Source organism: Micromonospora sp. GCM10011541 (assembly GCF_042650725.1).
Taxonomy (GTDB): domain Bacteria; phylum Actinomycetota; class Actinomycetes; order Mycobacteriales; family Micromonosporaceae; genus Micromonospora; species Micromonospora sicca.
In genome coordinates, this window is the sequence record NZ_JBHSBP010000055.1 from 94871 (window position 1) to 114625 (window position 19755).

17 protein-coding genes and 3 tRNA genes are annotated in these 19755 nt (G+C 74.7%); 12 read left to right on the forward strand and 8 right to left on the reverse strand.

Annotated features, from left to right (window positions below; genetic code table 11):
* Positions 1–7 precede the first annotated feature (7 nt).
* Both ACFOYX_RS22540 and ACFOYX_RS22545 read right to left on the reverse strand, forming a co-directional pair.
* Positions 8–874, reverse strand: coding sequence for a 3-methyladenine DNA glycosylase (locus ACFOYX_RS22540; protein ID WP_322441621.1), 867 nt, complete (start codon positions 872–874; stop codon positions 8–10).
* A 34-nt stretch (positions 875–908) separates the two neighbouring features.
* Entirely contained in the window at positions 909–2288 is a 1380-nt protein-coding gene (locus tag ACFOYX_RS22545; protein WP_322441620.1) for a hypothetical protein, read from the reverse strand.
* A gap of 183 nt (positions 2289–2471) precedes the next feature.
* Between ACFOYX_RS22545 and ACFOYX_RS22550 the strand changes: the two genes are divergently transcribed.
* The 4 genes from ACFOYX_RS22550 (at position 2472) to ACFOYX_RS22565 (ending at position 3936) form a co-directional block, all read left to right on the forward strand.
* The gene (locus ACFOYX_RS22550) at positions 2472–3275 is read left to right on the forward strand and encodes a fumarylacetoacetate hydrolase family protein (protein WP_322441619.1); all 804 of its coding nucleotides are present in this window, start codon (positions 2472–2474) and stop codon (positions 3273–3275) included.
* Between the two features lie 107 nt (positions 3276–3382).
* Positions 3383–3454 (forward strand) — tRNA-Gln (locus tag ACFOYX_RS22555).
* Between the two features lie 137 nt (positions 3455–3591).
* Positions 3592–3664 (forward strand) — tRNA-Glu (locus ACFOYX_RS22560).
* 196 nt (positions 3665–3860) lie between these two features.
* Positions 3861–3936, forward strand: a tRNA-Glu gene (locus tag ACFOYX_RS22565).
* Positions 3937–3991: 55 nt separating this feature from the next.
* Here the strand turns inward: ACFOYX_RS22565 and ACFOYX_RS22570 are convergent.
* Positions 3992–4678, reverse strand: coding sequence for an IclR family transcriptional regulator (locus ACFOYX_RS22570; RefSeq protein ID WP_013284529.1), 687 nt, complete (start codon positions 4676–4678; stop codon positions 3992–3994).
* A 49-nt stretch (positions 4679–4727) separates the two neighbouring features.
* Here ACFOYX_RS22570 and leuC point away from each other — a divergent pair, with 49 nt between their 5' ends.
* From leuC to ACFOYX_RS22590, 4 genes are all read left to right on the forward strand, one after another.
* Complete coding sequence (gene leuC / locus ACFOYX_RS22575; RefSeq protein ID WP_238455071.1) at positions 4728–6170, forward strand: 3-isopropylmalate dehydratase large subunit; 1443 nt, start codon at positions 4728–4730, stop codon at positions 6168–6170.
* 17 nt (positions 6171–6187) lie between these two features.
* A complete protein-coding gene (gene leuD, locus ACFOYX_RS22580; protein WP_322441618.1) occupies positions 6188–6775 on the forward strand; it encodes a 3-isopropylmalate dehydratase small subunit in 588 nt (195 codons plus the stop codon).
* Between the two features lie 172 nt (positions 6776–6947).
* Positions 6948–7541, forward strand: coding sequence for an HU family DNA-binding protein (locus ACFOYX_RS22585; protein WP_322441617.1), 594 nt, complete (start codon positions 6948–6950; stop codon positions 7539–7541).
* A 143-nt stretch (positions 7542–7684) separates the two neighbouring features.
* Entirely contained in the window at positions 7685–9718 is a 2034-nt protein-coding gene (locus ACFOYX_RS22590; protein WP_322441616.1) for an endonuclease/exonuclease/phosphatase family protein, read from the forward strand.
* A 151-nt stretch (positions 9719–9869) separates the two neighbouring features.
* Here ACFOYX_RS22590 and ACFOYX_RS22595 read toward each other — a convergent pair whose 3' ends face one another.
* Genes ACFOYX_RS22595 through cofC form a run of 4 tightly spaced genes read right to left on the reverse strand, consistent with a single transcriptional unit; the run spans position 9870 to position 14037 of the window.
* The gene (locus ACFOYX_RS22595; protein WP_322441615.1) at positions 9870–10751 is read right to left on the reverse strand and encodes an NUDIX hydrolase; all 882 of its coding nucleotides are present in this window, start codon (positions 10749–10751) and stop codon (positions 9870–9872) included.
* Between the two features lie 40 nt (positions 10752–10791).
* Positions 10792–13116, reverse strand: coding sequence for an RNA degradosome polyphosphate kinase (locus tag ACFOYX_RS22600; RefSeq protein WP_322441614.1), 2325 nt, complete (start codon positions 13114–13116; stop codon positions 10792–10794).
* A 52-nt stretch (positions 13117–13168) separates the two neighbouring features.
* The gene (locus ACFOYX_RS22605; RefSeq protein ID WP_238455106.1) at positions 13169–13366 is read right to left on the reverse strand and encodes a cold-shock protein; all 198 of its coding nucleotides are present in this window, start codon (positions 13364–13366) and stop codon (positions 13169–13171) included.
* Positions 13367–13389: 23 nt separating this feature from the next.
* Complete coding sequence (cofC, locus tag ACFOYX_RS22610) at positions 13390–14037, reverse strand: 2-phospho-L-lactate guanylyltransferase (protein ID WP_322441613.1); 648 nt, start codon at positions 14035–14037, stop codon at positions 13390–13392.
* A gap of 114 nt (positions 14038–14151) precedes the next feature.
* On the opposite strand from cofC, the gene ACFOYX_RS22615 reads away from it, so the two are divergent.
* The 4 genes from ACFOYX_RS22615 to ACFOYX_RS22630 all read left to right on the forward strand — a co-directional run bounded on the left by ACFOYX_RS22615 (position 14152) and on the right by ACFOYX_RS22630 (position 18126).
* Positions 14152–14877 (forward strand): lysophospholipid acyltransferase family protein, encoded by a 726-nt coding sequence (locus ACFOYX_RS22615; RefSeq protein ID WP_322441612.1) that lies wholly within the window; start codon positions 14152–14154, stop codon positions 14875–14877.
* A gap of 55 nt (positions 14878–14932) precedes the next feature.
* On the forward strand, positions 14933–15940 hold the full coding sequence (locus ACFOYX_RS22620) for an NAD(P)H-dependent glycerol-3-phosphate dehydrogenase (RefSeq protein WP_109805130.1): 1008 nt from the start codon (positions 14933–14935) through the stop codon (positions 15938–15940).
* Between the two features lie 7 nt (positions 15941–15947).
* Positions 15948–17063, forward strand: coding sequence for a cystathionine gamma-lyase (locus ACFOYX_RS22625; RefSeq protein ID WP_322441611.1), 1116 nt, complete (start codon positions 15948–15950; stop codon positions 17061–17063).
* Between the two features lie 271 nt (positions 17064–17334).
* Positions 17335–18126, forward strand: a complete 792-nt coding sequence (locus tag ACFOYX_RS22630) for a putative protein N(5)-glutamine methyltransferase (protein ID WP_322441610.1) — start codon at positions 17335–17337, stop codon at positions 18124–18126.
* Between the two features lie 144 nt (positions 18127–18270).
* Here ACFOYX_RS22630 and ACFOYX_RS22635 read toward each other — a convergent pair whose 3' ends face one another.
* Entirely contained in the window at positions 18271–19707 is a 1437-nt protein-coding gene (locus tag ACFOYX_RS22635; protein WP_322475052.1) for a transposase, read from the reverse strand.
* Positions 19708–19755: the final 48 nt, after the last annotated feature.

Below are 19755 nucleotides of genomic sequence, written 5' to 3' on the forward strand. Positions count from 1 at the left end.
CCGCCGCTCAGTCGAGCGCGGCCAGCAGCCGGGCCCGCAGCGTGCCGGCCCGCTCGGCGAAGCCGCGCTGGGCGGCGGCGTACTCCGCCCGCCCCTCCGGGGTCTCCACCCGCACCGGCGGGTACCCCAGGTCGGCGAGGTCGTACGGGCTGGCCCGCATGTCCAGCGTGCGGATCTCCCGGGCCAGTGCGAAGCAGTCCGCAACGAGTTCCGAGGTGACCAGCGGGGAGAGCTTGTACGCCCACTTGTAGAGGTCCATGTTGGCGTGCAAACAGCCCGGCTGCTCCAACGAGTGCTGGCTCTCCCGGGTCGGGGTGAGCAGGTTCAGCGGCCGGGCCGGCGCGGTGAAGAACCGGTACGCGTCGAAGTGGCTGCACCGCACGCCCCGCTCCTCGACGACGGCGGCGGTCGCGGCCGGGCTCAGCCGCAGCGGCCAGGCGTTGTGGCGTACCTCGTCCTGAGTCTGCCGGTAGACCATCGCCCACTCGTGCATGCCGAAGCAGCCGAGGTGCGCCGGGCGGCCGGCGGTCGCCGCGAGCAGCGTCCGGATCCAGTCGATCGACTCGGCGCGCCGCGCGCGTACCCGCTCGGTGTCGAGGGTGAGGCCGGCGGCGGAGGCCCGGTAGTCCCGGCCGAATTCGGCCTGGTCCGCGTCCCGCAGCACCACGCCGGCGCCGGGGTGCCAGCGGCGCAGCTGGGCGGGGCGGTGCGAGTAGTACGTGAAGAGGAAGTCCTCCACCGGGTGTTTCACCCCGCCGCGCCGACGGGCCAGGTGCGGCGCGAGCCAGGCGTCCACCCGCTGCTCGTGCGCCCGCCGGCGGGCCTGCCAGTCGGCCGCGTCGAGCGCGGCGGCGGGGGCGAGGGCGGCGGTCACGGACCCCAGGTTACGACCGCCGCCCGACCGCCGGTCAGGGCACGTCCACCCGGACCCCGGCGGAGAAGACCCCGCTGCGCAGCTCCAACTGCTTCGGCGGCTGACTGCCGTTCACCGTGAAGACCAGCGGCAGCACCACCCGGCTGCCCGCGGCGACCGGCTGGGCGAAGACGTCCCGCCCGAGGTTGGCCACCCGGGTGGCGGTCTCGTCGGTGCTGACCCAGTTGCCTCCCGGCAGGTACGCCCGCTGCAACTGGCCGTGCCAGGTCTGCTGCTCCGGAGTGAGGTTGCGCACGCCGACGGTGGCCTGGCACTGCCGGCCGCCGGCGGCGGGCTGGCCGGCCATCCCGCAGGCGACCCGGTAGACGGTGAACTCGAACGCCGACTCGCGCAGCGGCACGCCCACCGGGCCGCTGACGCTCCGCCCCATCCACGCACCGCTGGTCGGTTGTTTGCTGGTGTCGATCGCGGCGACCCGCTGGGTGGCCGTCCAGGCCGCCGCGCCGACCACGCCGGCCAGCACCGCCGCCGCCACCCCCACCACCAGCCAGATCGGCGGTCGGCGGCGCCGGGCCCCTACCGGCGCGGGCAGCGCCGCGCGCGGGTAGAGCGTCCCGCCGCCCGCCGAGCCACCGCCGCCGCCGGCCGGGCCACCGGTCCGGCCGGCCGGCGCGGCCCCGGCCGTGGGTGGCGCCGCACCGGCCGGCGTCGCGCCCGAGCGTTGGCGGCGGCGTTGCCACCACCACCAGAGCCCGCCGACGGTGACGACCAGGACCGCGGCCAGCGCCGCGAGCAGCACCGGCGGGCGCCGCCAGGCGGGCGCCGCGGTCACCTTCGCCACCGGTACCGGGGCCGCGTTCCAGGTGGCGGTGGCGCAGTCGTACGGCCGGGTGCCATCGGTGCCGTACGCGCAGGCCGGCGCCGTCACCGGGCGGCCCGGCGCGGTCATGGAGAGCGCGGTGTTCAGGGTGGTGGTGCTCCGCGCCGGCAGCCGCAGCCGCCAGGTCACCTCGCTGGCGGACGCCCCGGAAGAGCGGTTGGCCCGGCCACCCGCGGTGACGGTGGTCGCCGACGTCCCGGCCGGCAGTTCCTGCCGTACGGTCGTCTCGACCAGGCTGTTCCCGGCGTTGCGCACGTCGATCCGGTACGCCGGCATCGGCGTGCCGGCCGGCGCCACCCGCACGGTGACCGGCGGTACCGGCCGAGGGACCGGGGCCGCCGAGGTCGGCGGCACGGCGGGCGGCGCCGCGGGCATCCCGGTGGCGGTGGGAGCCGGCGCGGCCTGCGCCGCCGCCGGCGCCGGTGCGGCGGCGGCCCGGGGCGCCGTGGCCGGCAGGGCCGGTACGGCGGCGAGCACGCCGAGGCAGTTCACGAACACTGCGAGAGTTCTGTGGTGTCGTCTCGATGCAGGCATACGAACGCACCTCCGGACCCGAAGCTATGGGGCGGCGACGGCCGGGCGGGTGCGAAGTCGGCATTCCCGCCCCGCCGGCCGGCCGACCGCGTACCCTGCCCCGTCCGGCCGCCGGACGGCGCGGTGACGTGCCGGTGGTCGCACGCGGCGTGCCGCGCCCGGCGTCGGGGATAGATTGGCCGGGTGCGTATCGCTCGTTTTGCTCATGCCAAGGGAATGTCGTTCGGGGTCGTCGAGGGCGAGCCGGAGGCCGGGCCGCAGGGCCTGACCATCGCCGAGATCGAGGGCCACCCGTTCGGCCAGGTCAAGTTCTCCGACGCCCGGTGGGCGCTCTCCGACGTCCGACTACTCTCGCCGATCCTGCCCAGCAAGGTGGTCTGTGTGGGTCGCAACTACGCCGAGCACGCCGCCGAGCACGGCAGCGAGGTGCCCAAGGAGCCGCTGCTCTTTTTGAAGCCGTCCACCTCGGTGATCGGGCCGCGCGACGCGATCCGGCTGCCGATCTTCTCCAAGCAGGTCGAGCACGAGGCGGAGCTGGCCGTGGTGATCGGCGCCCCCGGCGCGCGCCGGGCCGACCGGGCCGCCGCCGAGCGGGCGATCTTCGGCTACACCTGCGCCAACGACGTCACCGCCCGGGACCTCCAGCGCTCCGACGGGCAGTGGACGCGGGCCAAGGGCTTCGACTCGTTCTGCCCGATCGGTCCGTGGATCACCACCGGGCTGGACGTCTCCGACCTGGAGATCCGGTGTGAGGTGGGCCGCAACCCCGACGAGATGGAGGTACGCCAGCTCGGCCGGACCAAGGACATGGTGTTCGACGTGCCGGCCCTGGTGTCGTACATCTCGCACGTGATGACGCTGCTTCCCGGCGACGTGGTGCTGACCGGCACCCCGGCGGGGGTTAGCCCGCTCACCGAGGGGGATACGGTCACCGTGCGGATCGACGGGATCGGCGAGCTCACCAACCCGGTGGTGCCGGTCGCCTGATCCGTCCGACGCCTCGTTTTCGCAGGTCGCAGGCGGTTCCGGGGGGTTGGATTTGGCCTGTCGGCACCGGGAGGGTAAAGTTCACTCCCGGCGCCGCAAGGGGCCAATGGGGTATGGGGTAATTGGCAGCCCGACTGATTCTGGTTCAGTTAGTCTAGGTTCGAGTCCTGGTACCCCAGCGCAGCCGTGGGTTCGCGAGAATCCCGGTCGCTGGATTCTGGCGGAGTTGTGCTCCGTCCCTCTTCGCGAGGGGCGGTCGGCGAGCTCTGATAGAGTGCAGCTTCCTCACCACCAGAGTGGGGAAGCAGGAAGTTCTGGCCCCGTCGTCTAGCGGCCCAGGACGCCGCCCTCTCAAGGCGGTAGCGCCGGTTCGAATCCGGTCGGGGCTACAGCGCTGACAGCCCGTCCCACCCCGTGGGGCGGGCTTCTTCATGTCCGGAACCGGCTGCCGGGCAAGCCGAGGTTCCCTGGCGCGTCCGGTCGTTTCGTGGCCGGCGGCGCCGACCCCGTCTTCGGCACCGGGAGCCGGTGCCGCTAGACTACTGCCGCACCGCTCGGCTGGGCGGTGAAGCAGGAAAAGTGCCTGGCCCCGTCGTCTAGCGGCCCAGGACGCCGCCCTCTCAAGGCGGTAGCGCCGGTTCGAATCCGGTCGGGGCTACCACTCGAACGGCCCGTCTCGCGTCTCGCGAGGCGGGCCGTTCGCCGTCTGGGCAGACTCAGAGGCCGGAGAGGCGTTGGCCGGCTCTGACCACGGCCATGGCGTGGCGTTCGCCGGGGCGGCGGCCGAGGCGCTCGATGGGGCCGGAGATGCTGATCGCGGCGATGACCCGGCCGGTGCGGTCGCGGATCGGGGCCGAGACGCTCGCCACACCCGCCTCGCGCTCGGCGACGCTCTGTGCCCACCCGCGGCGGCGTACCTCGGCCAGGGTGCGGCCGGTGAACTTCGACCGGGGCAGCAGCGGCATCACCGCCTCCGGCGGCTCCCAGGCGAGCAGGATCTGCGCCGCCGAGCCCGCCGTCATCGGCAGCACCGAGCCCACCGGCACGGTGTCCCGCAGGCCGCTGGCCCGCTCGGCGGCGGCCACGCAGATCCGCTCGTCGGCCCGGCGCAGGTAGAGCTGCGCGCTCTCACCGGTGGCGTCGCGCAGCGCGGCGAGCAGCGGCTCCGCCGCGGTCAGCAGCACGTCCGGCGCGGCGTTGGCCAGCTCGCCGAGCCGGGGACCCGGGCGCCAGCGCCCCTGGGTGTCCCGGACCAGCATCCGGTGGATCTCCAGCGCCTGTGCCAGCCGGTGCGCGGTGGCCCGGGGCAGCTTGGTGCGTTCAACGAGTTCGGCCAGGCTGGCGCCGTCGACACAGGCGGCCAGGATGACCACCGCCTTGTCGAGAACGCCGACACCGCTCATACTGTGTCCCACAAGCCGAAACTTACCTCCCAGAATTTAGGATGTCCAGATGGTGGGAGTCACTCAACCGAGGACCCTGGCCGAGAAGGTCTGGGACGCGCACGTGGTGCGATCCGTCGAGGGCGAGCCGGACCTGCTTTTCATCGACCTGCACCTGCTGCACGAGGTCACCAGTCCGCAGGCCTTCGACGGGCTGCGCCTGGCCGGCCGCCGGGTCCGCCGTACCGACCTGACGATCGCGACCGAGGACCACAACACCCCGACCGGGTACGCCGACCCGGCGTTCCGCTCCCGGCGCGGCGACCTGCTCACCATCGCGGACCCCACCTCCCGCACCCAGATCGAGACGCTGCGCCGCAACTGCGCCGAGTTCGGCGTACGGCTGCACCCGCTGGGCGACGAGAACCAGGGCATCGTGCACGTCATCGGCCCGCAGCTCGGCCTCACCCAGCCCGGCATGACGATCGTCTGTGGCGACTCGCACACCGCCACCCACGGCGCGTTCGGCGCGCTCGCCTTCGGCATCGGCACCAGTGAGGTGGAGCACGTGCTGGCCACCCAGACGCTGCCGCAGGCCCGGCCGAAGACCATGGCGGTCACCGTCACCGGCGAACTCGGCCCGGGCGTCACCGCCAAGGACCTGGTGCTCGCGCTGATCGCCCAGGTCGGCACCGGCGGCGGGCGCGGCCACATCGTCGAGTACCGGGGCGAGGCGATCCGGAACCTCTCCATGGAGGGGCGGATGACGATCGCCAACATGTCCATCGAGTGGGGCGCCAAGGCCGGCATGATCGCGCCGGACGAGACCACCTTCGCGTACCTGAAGGGGCGGCCCAACGCGCCGCAGGGCGCGGACTGGGACGCGGCGGTCGACCACTGGCGGACGCTGCCCACCGACGAGGGGGCGACCTTCGACGCCGAGGTGACCCTCGACGCCAGCCGGATCACCCCGTTCGTCACCTGGGGCACCAACCCCGGCCAGGGCGCGCCGCTCGGCTCGGCGGTGCCGGACCCGGAGGAGTTCGTCTCCGAGTCCGAGCAGGCCGCGGCCCGCCGGGCGCTGGAGTACATGGACCTCAAGCCGGGCACCCGGCTGCGTGACCTGGCGGTGGACGTGGTCTTCGTGGGCTCCTGCACCAACGGCCGGCTGGAGGACCTGCGTGCCGCCGCCGACGTGCTGCGCGGGCACCGGGTCGCCGACAGCGTACGGATGCTGGTGGTTCCCGGCTCGGCCGCGGTGCGGGAGGCGGCCGAGGCGGAGGGGCTGGACAAGGTCTTCACCGACGCCGGCGCCGAGTGGCGGTTCGCCGGCTGCTCCATGTGCCTCGGGATGAACCCGGACACCCTGTCGCCGGGCCAGCGCTCGGCCTCCACCTCCAACCGCAACTTCGAGGGCCGCCAGGGCCGGGGCGGGCGTACCCACCTGGTGTCCCCGCCGGTCGCCGCCGCCACCGCCGTGGCCGGCCGGCTGGCCGCCCCCGCCGACCTGTAGAAGGGCAGCTGCTCGCGATGGACAAGTTCACCACCCACACCGGCACCGCCGTGCCGCTGCGCCGTTCCAACGTGGACACCGACCAGATCATCCCCGCCGTGTACCTCAAGCGGGTGACCCGGACCGGTTTCGCGGACGGGCTCTTCAGCGCCTGGCGGGAGGACCCGGCATTCGTTCTCAACGATCCCGCCCATTCCGGCGCGTCGATTCTCATCGCCGGCCCGGAGTTCGGTACCGGCTCCTCCCGGGAGCACGCCGTCTGGGCCTTGCGGGACTGGGGCTTCCGCGCCGTGATCTCTCCCCGCTTCGGTGACATCTTCCGCGGCAACGCCCTCAAGGAAGGTCTCCTTCCGGTGGAGCTGGAATTGAAAGCCGTCGAGGAACTGTGGCGTCTGGTGGAATCCGACCCGACCACCCCGGTGACCGTCGACCTCACCGCCCGCCAGGTCCGGGCCGGGGACGCCACCTGGGCGTTCCCGCTGGACGACCACAGCCGCTGGCGGCTGATGGAGGGCTTGGATGACATTGGACTCACCCTCCGGCATGCCGCCGAGATCAATGCCTTCGAGGCGTCCCGGCCGTCGTTCCTGCCGTCGGTCGCATAGCCGTACGCCCGATCGCACAGCGGTTTTCGCCCCCACCGGCCCGGCCGGTGGGGGCGAATCCGTTACGACACAAGGGCTTTTTTCCACCGAATGTTTGTGTCCCGGCAGCACAGGGCATACCGTGCGCGCAGAATGGCTCGCGTCGAGTCAGTAGCACAATCGGGAGGAAGTCGTGAACAAGGCCGAGCTCATCGAGGCGCTCGCCGTTCGCCTGGGGGACCGAAAGATGGCGACGGCCGCGCTCGACGCGGTCCTCACTGAGGTCCAGGCGGCGGTCACCAAGGGCGAGAAGGTGGCGATCACCGGATTCGGAGCATTCGAAAAGCGCATCCGGGGCGCCCGAACAGCGCGCAACCCGCGGACCGGCGAGGCGGTGAAGGTCAAGAAGACCTCTGTCCCGACCTTCCGCCCGGGCGCCGGTTTCAAGGAGATGGTGGCCAGCGGCAAGGTGCCGAAGGCCACGGCCGCCGCCAAGAAGACCGCCGCGGCCGCCGCGAAGACCACCGGCGCGAAGGCGGCCGGGGCCAAGGCGGCCGGGGCCAAGGCGGCCGCGGCCAAGAAGACCGCCGCGGCGAAGGCCGCCCCGGCGAAGAAGGCCGCCCCGGCGAAGAAGGCCGCCCCGGCGAAGAAGGCCGCCCCGGCGAAGAAGGCCGCCCCGGCGAAGAAGACCGCGCCGGCGAAGAAGACCGCCGCCGCCAAGACCACGGCGGCCAAGAAGGCGCCGGCGAAGAAGGCGCCGGCCAAGAAGGCGAGCCCCCGGCGCTGACCGGCTCGACGAAAAGGGTGCCCACCGTCGTGGTGGGCGCCCTTTTCGCGTACGACCACGGCGTCGCCGCCGTTGACCGGCGACCCGGGCCGCGCGGACAATCGCCGTGCCGAACACCCCGTCGGTCACGAAGAGAGGCGCCGGTGCGCCACCGCCACCTCACCACCGCCATGCTCGCCCTCGGCGTGATGCTCCTGCTGGACGTGCTGCGGGTCTGGCTGCCGTCGATCATCACCATCTTCGGGCAGGCCGCCGCCACCCCCGCCGAACTGCTCGGGGCCTTCGCCGTCTCCTGGTTCCTCCTCGCCCTCGCCGCGCCCGCCCTGGTACGCCGGCTCGGCGCCCGCCCGGTCGGCCTCGTCGCCGCCGGGGCGCTGGCCGGCGCGCGGCTCGCCCTGACTGCGGCGCCGGGCGGGCGGCTCCAGCTCTGGCTGGCCTGCGCCGGTCTGCTCGCCGGCCTGGTCTGGCTCGCTGCGACGGCCGCCGTCGTGGCCCGCCCGGTGTCCGGACTGGCGCTCGGCCTGGTCGCCGCCGCCGTGGGGCACGCCCTGCTCGGCACGGAGGACCTGGTCTGGCGGGGCGGCTGGCCGGGGTGGACGCTCAGTGCGCTGCTGGCCGGGGCGTTCCTGGCCGTGCAGGCAGGCGCCGGCCGGACCCGGGCGGCCGTGTCAACGGGCGGCTCCGGCGGCGCGCGGGCCTGGCTGCTCGCGGGGCCGGCGACGCTGCTGGCCGGTCAGCTGGCGCTCTCCCCGGCGGTGTGGGACGCCGCCGCCTCCTACCGGCACGGGTCGCCCGACCTGCCCGGGCTGGGTCTTCCGCCGGCACACGTGCCGGCCCTGCCGATCCTCGCGGTGGGGCTGTTCGTGGTGGCGGCGTTCACCCGGCCGCCGAGGTGGCTCGCCCCGGTGCTCTGGCCGGCCGCGCTGCTGGCGGGGGCGGTGCTCTTCGCCGCCGACCGGGCCGACTGGTTGGGACCGGCGTTCCTGCTCGCCGCCGGTGGCCTCGGCGGCTGCCTCGCCCTCGCCGACGCTCTCACGGACACCCACACCGAGACCGACACGAACACCGACGCTCGCACGGACACCGGCACCGGCGGCGACACCGACGACGCCCACACCGGTGGCGGCATCGACACCCGCCCGGACGCCGGTGCGGACACCAGGTCCGGCGGCGGCACGGGCGCCGGCTCGGTTGGCTCCGGGCGGCGTGGCCACGCGGCCGTCGGCGGGATGCTGGTCTTCGCCGTCGCGGCCGTCGCCTACTACGCGGCCTACGACCTCGGGTACCCGAACGGCTGGGTGCCCGTCGCGTTGGCGGTGCTCGTCGGAGTGGTCGCGGTCACCGGGCGGCCCGCCGCCGCGTCCGTCCTCCCGGGAACCGCGCCGGCGTGGACGGCCGTCGGGCTCATGCTGCTGACCGCGGTGGCCGCCGGGATCCACCGTCCGGTGCCCGCCACCGAACGGCGTGCCGTGGCGGCGGGCAACGTACGCGTGGTGGCGTACAACGTCCGGATGGGCTTCGGGCTGGACGGACGGCTCGACCTGGACGGCCTGGCCCGGGCGGTCACCGGGAGCCGGCCGGACGTGGTGCTGCTCAGCGAGGTGGACCGCGGCTGGCTGCTCAACGGCGGCCACGACACCCTCGCGCTGCTGGCCCGGCGGCTGCGTATGCCGTACGTCTTCGCGCCGGCCGCCGATCCGGTGTGGGGCGACGCTGTGCTCAGCCGCTGGCCGGTGCGCTCCGGCGAGACCCGGCCGCTGCCGGCCGGCGGGGCGCCCACCGGGGCGCAGGCCCTCGGCGTGACGCTCGACCTCGGTGGCGGTGCCCGGCTGGCCGTGGTCGCCACCCACCTGCAACCTCCGCCCGGCCGGGGCCCGGTGACCCAGGCCCGCCAGGTCGCCGCCTTCGCCACCCGGTACGCGGCCGGCCGTCCGCTGGTGCTGGCCGGCGACCTGAACACCGAGCCGGGCGATCCGGCGTTCCTGGAGTTCACCGGTGCCGGCCTGGTGGACGCGCTGGCGTCGGCCCGGCCGGTGCCGACCAGCCCGGCCGACGACCCCCGCGAGCAGATCGACCACGTCTTCGTCTCCCCGGGCGTCACCGCCGCCGACGTGGTGGCGCCGCGCAGCACCGCCAGCGACCACCTGCCGGTCACGGTCACCCTCACCCTGCCCTGACCGGTCCGCGTTCCGCCCGCCCCGGCGTCCCGGCGGTGTGGCATCGCCCTGCGTCGGTGCGGGTCGGCCGGGACGGGGCGTCCGGCCGGCGCGGTGCGGACGGCGCTGGGCTGGGGAGGTCGGCGGCGGCCCGCCCGCCGCTGCCGACGCGCTAAAGCCGGTCGGCGGCGACCAGGCGGTCGCCGGAGAAGGCGAGCAGCCAGCCACCGCCCTTCGGGGTGGTGAAGTCGTCGGCCCGGCCGGCCAGCCGCTCCAGGGCGCCCGGCAGCACCTTGCCCTGACTGCACACCGCCACCGGCTCCCCGGCGGCGGCCAGCGCGGCGAGGTGCGCGGCCGCGGCCAGCGCGCACTCGTCCACCTGCTGGCCGGGTTTCGGCTCGTCGAAGTCGCCGACCACCTCGATCGGCAGGTCCAGCAGGGCGGCGGCCGGGTCCAGGGTCTGCACGCAGCGGCGGGCCGAGGCGGACAGCAGGCGCGCCGGGCGCACCAGGGCGACCAGTTCGGCCAGCGCCTGCGCCTGGGCCCATCCGGTGGCGTCCAGCGGCCGGCCGGTGTCCGGCCCGGACCAGGTGCCCCGCTTGCCGGCGTGCCCGTGCCGGACCAGCAGCACCGTGGCGGTGACCGGCGGCAGCGCCGCGAACGCGCCGAGCACCTCGGCATCGTGGGGGTAGCTGACCAGGCGTACCGCCTCGTCGGCCGGGAGCCAGCGCACCTCGTCGACCTCGGTGTCCGGCTGGAAACCCCCCTCGGCCACCGCCCGCATCGACCAGTAGTCCACCCGCTTCGGACGGCCCTCGCTGCGATAGTGGACGGCGGGCAGCCGGACCTGTGGCACCGCCCGGACGTCGGTCTCCTCGGCCATCTCCCGAACCGCCGCCCGCAGTGGGTGCTCACCGGGCTCCAGCTTGCCCTTGGGCAGCGACCAGTCGCCGTACCGGGGCCGGTGCACCAGGCAGACGTCGACACCGGCGGCACCCGGCCGCCAGGCGACCCCGCCCGCCGCCCGGATGCTCGCCGGCTCCTCGTCCGTCATTCGCTCACCGTAAGCCCGGCCGCGGTGCGCCGTGGCCCGCTCAGCCGGCCGTCCCGCCCACCCGTCGCAGCAGCAACTCCTGCAGATGCGTCAGCGGCCCCTCCTCGGTGCCGGTACGCCGGGTCCAGGTCCCGTCCCCGGCCAGCTCGAACGCGTCCACCTCGGGGCTCATCGCGGCGGTCAGCACGTGGTCCAGCTCGGCCCGGGCGACCGGGTCGCTCACCTGCACCAGCGCCTCCACCCGGCGGTCCAGGTTGCGGTGCATCAGGTCGGCCGAGCCCATCCAGAACTCGGCGTCGCCGTTGTTGCCGAACCGGAAGACCCGCGAGTGCTCCAGGAACCGGCCGAGGATCGAGCGGACCCGGATGTTCTCCGACAGCCCCGGCACCCCGGGGCGCAGCGTGCACATGCCCCGGATCAGCAGGTCCACGTGCACGCCGGCCCGCGACGCCCGGTAGAGCGCGTCGGTGATCTCCTCGTCGACCAGCGAGTTCACCTTGAACTGCACCAGGCCCGGCATGCCGAGCCGGACGTGCGCGATCTCCCGCTCGATCCGCTCGACCAGGCCGCTGCGGATGCCCTGCGGGGCCACCAGCAGCCGCCGGTACGCGGTCTGCCGGCTGTACCCGGTCAGCACGTTGAACAGGTCGGTCAGGTCGGCGCCGATCTCCGGGTCGGCGGTGAGCATGCCGAAGTCCTCGTAGAGCCGGGCCGTCTTCGGGTGGTAGTTGCCGGTGCCGATGTGGCAGTAGCGGCGGATCTGGTTGCCCTCCTGGCGTACCACCAGGGCGGTCTTGCAGTGCGTCTTCAGGCCGACCAGGCCGTAGACGACGTGGCAGCCGGCGCGTTCCAGGGTCCGGGCCCACCCGATGTTGGCCACCTCGTCGAAGCGTGCCTTCAGCTCGACCAGCACCACCACCTGCTTGCCGGCGGCGGCCGCGTCGACCAGCGCGTCCACGATCGGGGAGTCGCCGCTGGTGCGGTACAGGGTCTGCTTGATGGCGAGCACGTTCGGGTCGGCCGCGGCCTGCTCGATGAAGCGCTGCACGCTGGTGGCGAACGAGTGGTACGGGTGGTGCACCAGCACGTCCCCGTCCCGCAGCGTGGCGAAGACGCTGCGTGGCACCTCGCCCTCGGTGAGCCGGGGATGGGTGGCCGGCACGAACGGCGGGTCCTTCAGGTCGGGCCGGTCGGCCTCGCCGTACACCTGCCAGAGCGCGGAGAGGTCGAGCAGGCCACGGACCCGCAGCACGTCCTGGCCGTCCATGTCCAGCTCGCGGACGAGCAACTCCAGCATGTGGTCGGAGATCGAGGCGGCGACCTCCAGGCGGACCGGCGGGCCGAACCGGCGCCGGGCCAGTTCCCGCTCCAGGGCCTGGAGCAGGTCCTCGTCGCGGTCCTCGTCGACCTCCACCTCGGCGTTGCGGGTGACCCGGAACAGGTGGCACTCCACCACCTGCATGCCGGAGAAGAGCTGCCCGAGGTGCACCGAGATGAGGTCCTCCATCGGCAGGAACCGCACGCCGGGCTGATCCCGGGCCACCCGGACGAACCGGGGCACGTTGTTCGGCACCTTCACCCGGGCGAAGAGTTCCGACCCGCCGTCCGGGTCGCGGACCGACACGGCCAGGTTGAGCGACCGCCCGGAGATGTACGGGAACGGGTGCGCCGGGTCGACGGCGAGCGGGGTGAGCACCGGGAAGATGTGCTCCCGGAACCAGGTGCGCAGCCGCTCCCGTTCGGCGTCGTCCAGCTCGCTCCAGCGCAGGATCCGGATGTCCTCGGCGGCCAGCTTCGGCAGCACGTCGTCGACGAAACAGGCGGCGTGCCGGGCCACCAGGTCGGCGGTCCGCTCCGCGATCAGCTCCAACTGGGTCCGCAGCGGCAACCGGTCCCCGCCGCGGACCGGCAGGCCGGCGGAGAGCCGGCGCTTCAGCCCGGCCACCCGCACCATGTAGAACTCGTCCAGGTTGCTGGCGAAGATGGCCAGGAACTTGGCCCGCTCCAGCAGCGGGGTGCGCGGGTCCTCGGCCAACGCCAGCACCCGGGCGTTGAAGTCGAGCCAGGAGAGCTCCCGGTTGAGGAAGCGGTCCTCGGGCAGCGGCGGCGCCGGGGGCGGCTCCTCGTCGGCGCCGGCGGTCGGGCGCTGCTCCGGGCCGGTGACCGGGTCGAGCACCTCCTCCAGCCCGGCGGAGGCCGCCGCGGTGTCGGCACCGGGCGAGCCGGGGTCCCGGGGCGGGGTCTCCTCCGGGGGGCGGACGGTGCGGAAGCGGTCGTCGGTGCCGCGGGTGCGGACGCCGTTGCGGGGTTCGGCCGGGTCGGTGGCGTGCGGCGGGCGGTCGGGGTGCTTGCGAGGGGTGCTCACCAGCTCATAATCACCCGATTCCGGTTAACGCAAAATGAACTTGGCGGGGTGATCAGGGCATCGTCGGCAACGTCACCCGGACCACCGTGCCCGTCGCATCGACGTCGATGCGTACCCGCTGACCCAGCCGGAGCAGGCGCAGCCCGGAGGCGTCGAAGGCGCGGGCCGGGAAGGCCAGCTCGGTGCCGTCGTCGAGGAGCAGCACCCCGCTGCGGGTCGACGCGTCGTAGGTGGCCACCGTGCCCTGCATGCCAGCACCGTACACCGGACGGGTCAGGCCGGGGTCGCGGCGGCGGAGGCCCCCAGGAGTGCCGCGGTGCGCGGCCCGAGGCCGAGCCGGGCGGCCGCGGCCAGGTCGACCGAGGTGTCCACGTCCCGGCGCAGGCCGGGCCAGTCGCCGGTCAGCGGCAGCGCGCCGCTCGCCGCGTGCGCCTCCGCCGAGCCCGCCCCGAACCGGGGCTCCAGCGGCACGCCCGCCGGCGCCGCGAGCAGCACCGTGCCGTCGCCCGGGGCGTCGGCCACGAACCGGCGTACCCCCGGGGGGCCGGCCGGGACCGCGGACAGCGCCGCCGCCAGCTCGGCCGGGCGCAGCGCCGGCAGGTCGGCGGTCAGCCCGGCCACCCGGGCGTGCCGGCCGGCGGCCGCGGCGCCGTGCCGGAAGGCCGCGTTCAGCCCGGCGTCCGGCGGGTCCGGAACGATCCGGGCGCCCGCCCCGGCCAGCTCCGCCGCCACGTGGGCGTCGCCGGTCACCACCAGGACCTCGGCCACCGCCGGGCAGGCCAGCACCGCGCGGACCGTGTCGGCCGCCAGGGCCAGCGCCAGCTCCTCATGCGGTACGCCCGGCAGCGCGCCCCGCAGGCGGCTCTTCGCCGCCGGGAGACGCTTCACCGGCACCACTACGGTCCAGGTCGGCTCAGCCACGTGACAATCCTGCCAGTTGGGCGGCGGTACCCTCACTGGCCGGACCCGGGGCGAGCAGGCATGATTTCGTCGCGGGACGTGGGCGCGCGGGTCGGGGCACGACGAGGAGGCAGGGTGACACGGCGAAGGCTGGGATTCTGGCGACGGTTCGCCGTGGTGCTGGTCAAGCCGGTGATGACCGTCTGGACCCGGCGCGCCTGGCGCGGGTCGGAGCAGCTGCGCCGCCCCGACGGCATCATCATCGTCCCCAACCACATCTCGCACGCCGACCCGCTGGTGGCCGCGCACTTCATCCACGACGCCGGGCGCTGGCCGCAGTTCCTGGGCAAGGCCAGCGTCTTCCGGGTCCCGGTGATCGGCTGGATCCTGCACCGGTGCCAGCAGATCCCGGTGGAGCGCGGCACCGTCGACGCGGTCAAGTCGCTGGACAAGCTGGTCGCCGCCCTGGCCGAGGGCGGCGCGGTGGTGATCTACCCGGAGGGGACCACCACCCGGGAGCCCGAGCTGTGGCCGATGAAGGGCAAGACCGGGGCGGCCCGGCTGGCGCTGGCCACCGGCGCGCCGGTGATCCCGCTGGCGATGTGGGGGCCGGAGAAGCTGTTCGACCCGCGGACCACCCGGTTCGGCCTGCGGCCCCGGATCCCGGTGACCGTGGTCGCCGGCCCGCCGGTCGACCTGAGCCGCTGGGCGGGCGCCACGCCGACCAGGGCGGTCCTGGAGGAGATGACCGACACCATCATGCTGCGGCTGCGCGACATGGTCGCGGAGATCCGCGGCGGCACACCGCCACCGCTCTGGGCCCGTCCCGCCCGTCCGCGCGATCCCGAGGTGACCGAATGAACCGGCTCAGTGTCGTGGTGCCGCTCGGCGGCGTCGAGCGCGGGGAGGCGACGGCATGACCGGCCACGTGGCGGTGCTGGGCGCCGGGTCGTGGGGCACCGCGTTCGCCAAGATCCTCGCCGATGCCGGCCGGGACGTGACGATCCTGGCCCGGCGGCGGGCGGTCGCCGACGCGATCCGGTCCCGGCGGCACAATCCGGACTACCTGCCGGACGTGCGGCTGCCGGAGCGGGTCACCGCGACCGGGGACGCCGAGGAGGCCATCGCCGGGGCCGAGGTCGTGGTGCTCTCCGTCCCGTCGCAGACCCTGCGCGGCAACCTGGCCGGGTGGACCGGTCACCTCGGCCCGGACGCCACCCTGGTCTCCCTGATGAAGGGGATCGAGCTGGGCACCACCAAGCGGATGAGCCAGGTGATCACGGAGACCGCCGGGGTGCCCGCCGACCGGGTGGTGGTGGTCTCCGGCCCCAACCTGGCCCCCGAGATCGCCGCCGAGCAGCCGGCCGCGACCGTGGTCGCCGGCACCGACGCCCGGCGGACCGCCCTGGTCCAGTCGTCGATCCGGACGCCGTACTTCCGGCCGTACACGAACGACGACGTGATCGGCTGCGAGCTGGGCGGCGCGGTCAAGAACGTGATCGCCCTGGCGTACGGCATCGCCACCGCGATGGGCTTCGGCGACAACACCCGGGCGATGCTGATGACCCGGGGGCTGGCCGAGACCGCCCGGCTGGGCGTGGCGCTCGGCGCGGACCCGATCACCTTCGCCGGCCTGGCCGGCATGGGCGACCTGGTCGCCTCCTGCTCGTCGCCGCTGGCCCGTAACCGCACCTTCGGCGAGCACCTCGGCCGGGGCGAGACGCTGGAGCAGGCGCAGGCCGCCACCCGGCAGACCGCCGAGGGCGTGAAGAGCTGCCTGGCCATCCGTGACCTGGCCCGGGCGCACGGGGTGGAGATGCCGATCACCGAGCAGATCGAGCGGATCTGCCACGAGGGGATGGACCCGCGGCTGGCCGTGGACGCCCTGATGAGCCGGACCGCGAAGCCCGAGTCGTACGAGTGAGGCGGCCATGACCGAGTGGGGGGACGGCACCCGTAGCGTGCACGCAGGGCTGCCCGAGCCGCAGCCGGGGCAGCCGTTCCTGCCCGGACCGGTCTTCGCCGCGCCGTACCACCTGGACCCGTGGCGGGGGCCGGCGGCGACGCCGAACGGGTACGGCCGTCCGGACAACCCCACGCGGCGGCTGCTGGAGGCGGCCATCGGGGAGTTGGAGGGCGGGGACTGCCGGGTCTTCGCCAGCGGCCAGGCAGCCATCACCGGGCTGCTGCTGGCCGTGCTGCGCCCCGGCGACACCGTGCTGCTCCCCGCCGACGGGTACTTCCCGGTCCGGGCGTTCGCCACCGCCACCCTGGAGGGCGTCGGCGTCCGCGTCGGCTTCGTGCCGACCGCCGGGCCGTACCCCTCGTTCGACGGCGTGCGGCTGGTGCTGCTGGAGACCCCGGCGAACCCGGGCCTGGACGTGGCCGACGTGCCGGCGCTGGCCGCCCGGGCGCACGCCGCCGGTGCCCTGGTCGCGGTGGACAACACCACCGCCACTCCGCTCGGGCAGCGGCCGCTGGACCTCGGCGCCGACGTGGTGGTCGCCTCCGGCACCAAGGCACTGACCGGCCACTCCGACCTGCTGCTCGGGTACGTGGCGACCCGCTCGGCCGCGCTGATGGAGCCGGTGACCGCGTGGCGGACCACCACCGGCGGGGTGCCGGGGGCGTTCGACTGCTGGCTGGCCCACCGTTCGCTGGCGACCATGGACCTGCGGCTGGCCCGGCAGTCCGCCAACGCCGAGGCGCTCGCCCGGCTGCTCGCCGACCGCGCCGACGTGACCGGCCTGCGCTGGCCCGGACTGCCCGGGGATCGGGCGTACGCGGTCGCCTCGGTCCAGATGCGACGGATGCCCGGGGTGCTCTCGTTCGACCTGGGCGACGCCGACCGGGTGGCCCGCTTCCTCGACGCGTCCCGCCTCGTGGCCGCCGCCACCTCGTTCGGCGGCCTGCACACCACCGCCGACCGGCGGGCCCAGTGGGGCGACGACACCGCACCCGGCTTCGTCCGGCTCTCCTGCGGGATCGAGGACCCCGCCGACCTGGTGGCCGACGTCGCCGCCGCGCTCGACGCCAGCCGAGCCTGACCGCCCTGGTCGGCACCCGGACGGCCGGACACCGGCCCGCCGCCGTGGCCCGGAACGCCGCGACGGGCCGACGCCGCCTGGCCCCGGGACGCCGGGACGGACCGACGCCGCCGGCTCCGCTATCGTGACGGTCAACCACGGCCCGCGCGGGCCACGACCGGAGGAGGTGAGACCGATCCACCAGCAAAGGACCGGCGCTCCCTCCGAGTCCGCGCCGCCCCAGGGTTAGGCGACGCCGGGAGCGCCGACGAGCGTCTCCCGGAGGCATGTCATGGCACCGACCCTGTTCTCTCCCGACCGTCCCGCCCTCGTGCAGCGGCTGCGCGCCGCCGGCTGCGTCTACGCCGAGGACGAGGCGGACCTGCTGATCGCCGCGGCCGACTCGGCCGCGGCGCTGACCGACCTCGTCGACCGCCGGGTCGCCGGCCTGCCGCTGGAGCACCTGCTCGGCTGGGCCGAGTTCTGTGGCCTGCGGGTGGCCGTCGATCCCGGCGTCTTCGTGCCGCGCGGGCGGACCGCGCTGCTGGTCGCCGCCGCCGCGGCGCTGGCCGGTCCCGCGCCCGCCGTGCTGGACCTCTGCTGCGGCTCCGGCGCCGCCGCCCTGGTGCTGCACGCCCGGCTCGCGCCCCGCTGGCTGGCCGCCGCCGACGTCGACCCGGCGGCGGTGGCCTGCGCCCGGCGCAACCTCACCCCGCTGGGCGTGCCGGTGTTCGAGGGTGACCTGTTCGCGCCGGTCCCGCCCGAGTGGCGCGGCCGGCTCGACCTCGTGCTGGCGAACGCTCCGTACGTGCCGACCGCGGCGGTCGCGCTGATGCCGTCGGAGGCGCGGCTGCACGAGGCCCCGGTGGCGCTCGACGGCGGCGTGGACGGGCTGGCCGTGCTGCGCCGGGTGGCCGTCGGCGCGGTGGATTGGCTCGCCCCGGGCGGACACCTGGTGGTGGAGATCAGCGAGGGACAGGCCGACGCGCTCTGCGCGGCGTACGCGTCCCTCGGCCTGGAGCCGACGGTGGTGCGCGACGACGACCTCGACGCCACCGCCGTCACCGCCCGCCGACCGGGCTGAGCAGAGCCGCGGCGAGGACTTCCGATCGTGCCGGGCATGCGGCGCCCCGAGCGCTCGGCTCGGGGCCTGCACGGGACCCTTCCCGCCGGCCGGGCTCTGTTCGTCCTCCGGTCGGTGGTGAACGTGGAACTAGTGCGGTGCCCACTAACGTTCACCGGGTAGCCGGTAGGTGTTGTGGATCCTCGCCGTGTGGGCGAGCGACTCCCCACCGGGTGGTGGGGCGGGCCTCCGCGGGCCAACTGATCCTCGCGCCGCCGATGGTGGCCGGCGGGGGTCACGTCGGGACCGGCCGGCTCCGGGGAGGTGCCGGCCGGCTCGACGGTGCGGGACCACCTGCGGCAGCACAACCGTTGCCAGGGTGGTGGGTCCGCCGCCCGGGATACGGGTGGCGATGCTGGCGGCCGCGACGAGGTCGCGGTGCCCGGAGAAGCGGCAGTGCGGGCAGGACAGGGTCCGTCCGCGGGGTTTCGGTACCCGCCGTCGGCAGGCGGGGCAGGTGGACGAGGTGCCGCGTTCGTCGACCAGCCGTACGGTGATCCCGGCGAGGGTGGCCTTGTCGGTGAGGACCTGCAGGAGCGGGCCGATCTGCCACTGCCGCAACCGCAGGTTGTGCCGCCGCCCCGCGTCGATGTCGAGCACCCCGCGGGGGTCGCCGACGTGCAGGACACCGACGCGTTGCCGCACCGTCCAGGACACGACGGTGCGGGCGGCCTCGTGCTGGGCCTGCCGGACCCGCCGCCGGTGCCGGCCCTCGACCCGGCGGGCCCGACGACGGTACTGCCGCCACCGCCGGGATCCCTTCTCACCCGGCTTCGGCGCCCGCCGGGCCACGGCACGGCGGCGGGCCTTGGTGTCGGCGAGGTGCATGCGGTGTTCGGCGCGGATCGCCCGCCCCGACACCAGCAGCCCCTCCCCGTCGGTGCCGGCCACGGCGTAGGGGTGGATGATCCCGAGATCCACCCCGGCCACCCGGGCCGGATCCGGTTCCTCACCCGGCGGGTAGACGGCCACCGGCACTTCGGCGGTCACGTCGAGGAACAGGCGGCCGCCCTCACACAGCAGGGTGATCGAGCGGACCTGCTCCGCCGGATACGGCACCTCCCGCGCCAGGCGCACCCACAACGGCGCAGTGCCTTTCGCGGTGGGAATCCGGACCCGGCGGCCGTCGAGGGTGAACGTGCCGTGATACCAACGCACCGGCACCAACCCCCGCCGACGACGCGGGAACCGCGCCGACAGGTCACCGGCCTTGCGGCGCTTCGCCGCCGCGAACCACGCATCGGAGAAGCGGCGCAACACCGACCGCGCGCCAGTGGAGTCCAGTTCGGCGAACGTGCTGGCCCCGAGGCTGCTAGTGCCCGGTACAACTGCTGAAAGCCGACCAGCGGGGCGTCGTGACGGCGGCGCCGCCACGCGTTGACCTCCACCACACACGCCCACACATCGGCGGCCGAGCGCAGCAGCCCGAAACACCGCCGCCGCTGCCCAGGCGTCACCCGCACAGCAACCCGGGCCGTGCGATGCACGACCCGCGGCAAGGCGGGATCCCGACGACGAGGCACGAACCGAAGCCAACACCACCCCTACGACACATTCCCCAACCCGACCAACCCGGCGAACGTCTCTGCC